4 protein-coding genes are annotated in these 4,294 nt (G+C 71.5%); all 4 read right to left on the bottom strand.

The features are described 5' to 3' along the window. Positions 1-512 (bottom strand): type VI secretion system protein TssA (gene tssA, locus G3N94_RS40105; RefSeq protein WP_205799720.1); only part of this gene is annotated, 512 nt, incomplete at its 3' end. A 42-nt stretch (positions 513-554) separates the two neighbouring features. Continuing rightward, positions 555-2,588: a serine/threonine-protein kinase gene (locus G3N94_RS40100; RefSeq protein WP_205799719.1), complete on the bottom strand. Its 2,034-nt coding sequence runs from the start codon at positions 2,586-2,588 to the stop codon at positions 555-557. Between the two features lie 149 nt (positions 2,589-2,737). Then, entirely contained in the window at positions 2,738-3,490 is a 753-nt protein-coding gene (gene tagF / locus G3N94_RS40095) for a type VI secretion system-associated protein TagF (protein ID WP_205799721.1), read from the bottom strand. Continuing rightward, on the bottom strand, positions 3,487-4,294 hold an 808-nt coding region (locus tag G3N94_RS40090; protein WP_277398610.1), incomplete at its 5' end, for a type VI secretion IcmF C-terminal domain-containing protein. The genes G3N94_RS40090 and tagF, both read right to left, overlap by 4 nt.

Here is a 4,294-nt window from a genome sequence, read left to right as displayed (position 1 = left end):
CGCATCGCGACGTCGTCGCGGCCGTCGAGGATGCGCTCGGCGTCTCGCACGCTCGGGCCGCCGTCGAGCAACGGCTGGCGCCGTGCCGCCCGCGCGCAGTCGTGCGCGCCCGCGACTTCGGCCAGCGCGTTGATGCGCGGCGTCGGGTCCGTATCGCCATCGGCGTCGACACGCGGATGCACGTCGTCCCACCAGCGTTCGAGCAGCCCCGCGACGAGCGCGAGGCCGTCCGCATGACCAGGCAGGCCGCGTAGCTCGGTCCAGCTCCGCGTCAGATGCGCGGCGACGCGCAGGTCCTTCGTCCGCTCGCACAGCGCGAGCGCGAGCTGCTCGACGGCACCCCAGTCCGGCGTTTCGGCCGGGATCACGGTGTCGCCGTATTGCTGTTCGGTACGCGGCGTCGCACGTTCCCGCAGCAGCAGGAAATCCGCGTCGTACTCGAGATTCGTACCGCACGGCGCGTGCGGCGCGACGGCGGTAAGCAATCGTTCGATCAGGTCTGCGTGCGGCATGAGCGTTCCTGTGGCTGAAGGCGGCGCGGCACCCGGCCGGTGTCATTCGAAGGCATAGTCGATGCTGATCGGCTTGCTGCCGGCGTCGATCTTCACAGTGCGCCGCAACGGCGGCAGCGTGCCGTTGCGGATCTCGATCTGGTACGTGCCCGGCGACAGCGACACCGAGCGCAGCGGCGGGCTCGCACCACGCCTCACTCCGCTCACGTAGATGTCGCCCCACGGCCGCACGTGGAAACGCACCGCGACGGTTTCAGGCGGCGGCTCGGGTGGACGCGGCTCGGGGGCCGCCTCGAGCGCCGCTGTGGTCGCTGTGGTCGCTGTGGTCGCTGCCGAGCTCATCGCGGTTGTGGCAGGCGTGGCTGCAGCAGGCGCGGCGGCTGGACGCGCGGCGTTGTCACCCGACGGCACGTTGACGACACGCTCGGACGCATCGAGGCTCCCCGCCGGCGCGAGGCTCGGCCCGGACGTGGCCGGCGACGACGGCAAAGACGACGGTGACGTTGATCGCGGCGCGGCGCCGGCGCCCGTGCCGGCGTCGTTCGCCGCGACTTGCGACGGAGGCGAAGGCGGCACGACAGACTCGCTAGCCGGCACATCGGCGACGACGGGTGCGGACGCCTGGGCCGATGCGTCGGCAGGCGTTTGCGCCGTAACCGGTGGGGCAAGCGCGGGCGCCGGGCCTGGCGATGCGAGCGACACCGCCGGATTGCTGCCGGGTGCCGGCGATGGTGTGGAGGCCTGCGGCGGGTTCGCGCTCGATGCAGGCTCCGCGTCGCGCGCCGGCTTCATCAGATAGGCGGTGCTGATGCCGATCACCAGCAGCAACGCGATCGCGCCGCCGACAAAGAGCTGCGTCCGGCGATCGCCCGGCAGACGTCGGACGATGCCGGGGCGCGTGTCATCTGACGTGACGCGCGCTGCGGCGCCGGGCGACGCAGCGGCTGCCGGGCCGCCGGTGTCGTTCCGAGGCGTGGCGCCCGGTCCCGTTGCGTGATGCGCGGCGGCTTGTCCGGCAGCCGCATTCGGTGTAGCCGACTGCGGCACAGCCGAACCCTGCCCCGCGTTCGCGCCCGCTTCATCCGCCGCTGGCCGCGCGGGTGCCTGCCCCGCGCCATACCCATGCCGCTCCGGCTCGCGCAACCCGAGCTCCGCCGCGAACGCCGCGACCGAGTCCGGCCGATCCTCGATCCGGACCTGCAGCGCATGGTCGACCGCAGCAAGCAGCGCCGGGCTGTACAGCTCGCGCACGGCCAGCGCGCGCGTCGCGAGCGGCCGGTACGTGTCCTGGATGCTGCGCACCACCGCCGCAGGCGGCAGCTCGCCGGCGATCATTGCATGCATCACCGCGCCGAGCGCGTACAGGTCCGTCCACGGCCCCTGACTGAACGCGGGATCGTCGGTGTACTGCTCGATCGGCGCATAGCCGGGCTTGATCATCATCGCGCCGTCGTCGACGAGATCGCCGATCCGTTTGCGCGCCGCGCCGAAGTCGAGCAGGATCGCACTGCCGTCGGGCCGGATCAGCACGTTGTCGAGCGCGACGTCGCGATGGAAGCACTGCGCGCGGTGCAGCGTGTCGAGCGCACCGAGCAGCGCGCCAACCACGTTGCGCAGCTGGGTCTCGCCCATCTGCACGCCGCCGTCGAGCAGCTGCTTGAGCGTGCGTCCCTCGTAGAACGGCATCACCATGTACGCGGTGCCGTGACTTTCCCAAAAATGCAGGACCTTCACGAGCCCCGGGTGATCGAACTGCGCGAGCAGCCGCGCCTCGTTGAGGAACGCGGCGCGCCCGGCGTCGAACGCCTGTGCGAACCGCTCGGAGCGCAACGACACCGTGTAGTCGCCGCCGCGCGTCGCGAGCATCGACGGCATGTATTCCTTGATCGCCACCGCGCGCCGCAGCGTGCGGTCGAACGCGCGATAGACGATCCCGAAGCCGCCGACGCCGAGCACCTCGTCGAGCTGCAGCTCGCCAAGGCGATGGCCGAGCGGCAGCGGCCGCACCGCGAATCCGGCCTCGCTGCCGCGGTCCGTCGTCTCCTGCTCGTTGTCTCTCGAAACCGGGTCCTTCATCTCCGCCTCTCCATACCGCGTGCTGCGACCTGCGTTCTTCGTCCATTGCGCGCCTGCATCGTGTGCACCCGTGGCACCCGTGGCGCCGGTGCGTCGCTCGCCGGCGTGCGGCACGATGCGTCGCGCCGCCTGTCGTCCGCTGCTGCGCGCTAGAAGCTACCGCCGAACAGCCGCAGGAACAGCAGGCTGTCCGGCACGCCCGTATGCGCGTGCGTGCGCAGCGGCGAACCGTCGGCGCGATTGGTCCACCAGAAACTCGTCGCACCGTGCGGGTCGAAATAGCCCGACAGCCCCGGCCACGCGGGCGTCGCGGGCGGCTCGGGCTCCGGCTCGGGTTGCGACTCCGACTCCACCTCCGATTCCAACTGCGACTGCCACTTCGACCTCGGCGTCGCCAACACTCCGCCCGCCACGCCGCCGTAAGCGCGCGGCAGCACATCGCCCGGCACGAGCCGCACGTTCTCCAGCGACGCCTCGAGATCACCCGGCGCGCGCGCGTGCCGGATCGCGTCGAGCAACGCGCTGCCGACCTGCCAGTAGAACGCGTCCGCGACATCCGGCAGCCCGCTCCAGTAATCGGCCTCGCCGAGCGGCAGCGTGACCAGCAGCGGGTAATAGCGCCCGACGCGGTCGCAACTCGGCGCGAGACAGCCGGGCTGCACGCACTGCGTGCCGGTGCCGGCCGGAATCAGGAAATTCCAGACCGGCGCGACCGTGTAGTAGCGCTCGATCTCGTCCGCGCCGCGCTGGCGCATCGCGGCCATCCCCTGCTGGAACCAGCGCTCCCACCAGCCGGCGAGCGCATGCGGCAACCGGCGGTTCACGAAATCGCCGGCGCCGGGGATCTTTCCGTACCACGCGGGCGGTGCGCCGTCATATGCGAGCGGCGGCGTCGGACTCATGGCTTCGGAGGGCATGTAAAGGACTCCATCTGGGCCAACCTGAATGGATTGCGCACACTGCTCGCGGTCACCTGCAGCACGACCGGTTTCCCGTCGACCGTGAAGCGCGCGATCATCTGCTCGGGGCCGCGCCCGGCCGACAGCGCCGCGCGGTCGAACAGGCGGTGAAGCGCCCACGGCCCGTCGGTCGCGAAGCCGTCCGCGGCGCCGGCCTGCCCGGCGGTCTGCAGCCGCACCTGGTTGCTGCCGCGCGGGCCCGGCCACTGCACGGCGCTCGACGCGAGCGGCCCGTGCGCGTAGCGGACGATCTGGCCGTCGACGTCGAGCACCATTTCGGAAATCGCCGGATCCATCTCGACCGGCTCGATCTGCACCTTCAACTGCGCGGTCCGCGCGCCGCCGCCGAAATACACGTCGCGGATCACCGCCGCCTTCTCGAACGACGCGAGCATCGCGGCCGCCGACGGATCGGCATCCGCGTTGCGGTTCGCGAAGCGCCACGGATGCGACGTCGTATCGACGATCGGCTGCAGGTTCTTCTGGAAGAAGTCGTCCATCAGGCCGCCCGGCGCAAAGAGCTGCACGAAATCCGACGGCGCGACGTCGCGCGACGCGCCGCGCGCGAACGGATAGCGGCCCGCGATCGCCTGCCGGCAGAAATCTCCGACGTTCGCACCCGCGCGCTGCGCGACGCTGCGCTGCTCGACGGTCGCGACGCTGCCGTTCGCGACGTTCGACAGGTCGTCGAGCACCTCGCGGAACGGCGTCGGCAGCCGGCCCGCCTGCGCACGCAGCCGCGCGGGC

It is taken from the genome of Burkholderia sp. Ac-20353, assembly GCF_017104785.1.
Lineage (GTDB): Bacteria > Pseudomonadota > Gammaproteobacteria > Burkholderiales > Burkholderiaceae > Burkholderia.
The sequence above is the reverse complement of the archived record's forward strand: the minus strand, read 5'-3'. Positions and strand labels throughout refer to the sequence as shown.

What these genes read in the sequence shown, in the direction of transcription:
- G3N94_RS40100 (WP_205799719.1), bottom strand. Translation starts at nt 2,588, where the DNA reads ATGAAGGACCCGGTTTCGAGAGACAACGAGCAGGAGACGACGGACCGC.
- tagF (WP_205799721.1), bottom strand. Translation starts at nt 3,490, where the DNA reads ATGAGTCCGACGCCGCCGCTCGCATATGACGGCGCACCGCCCGCGTGG.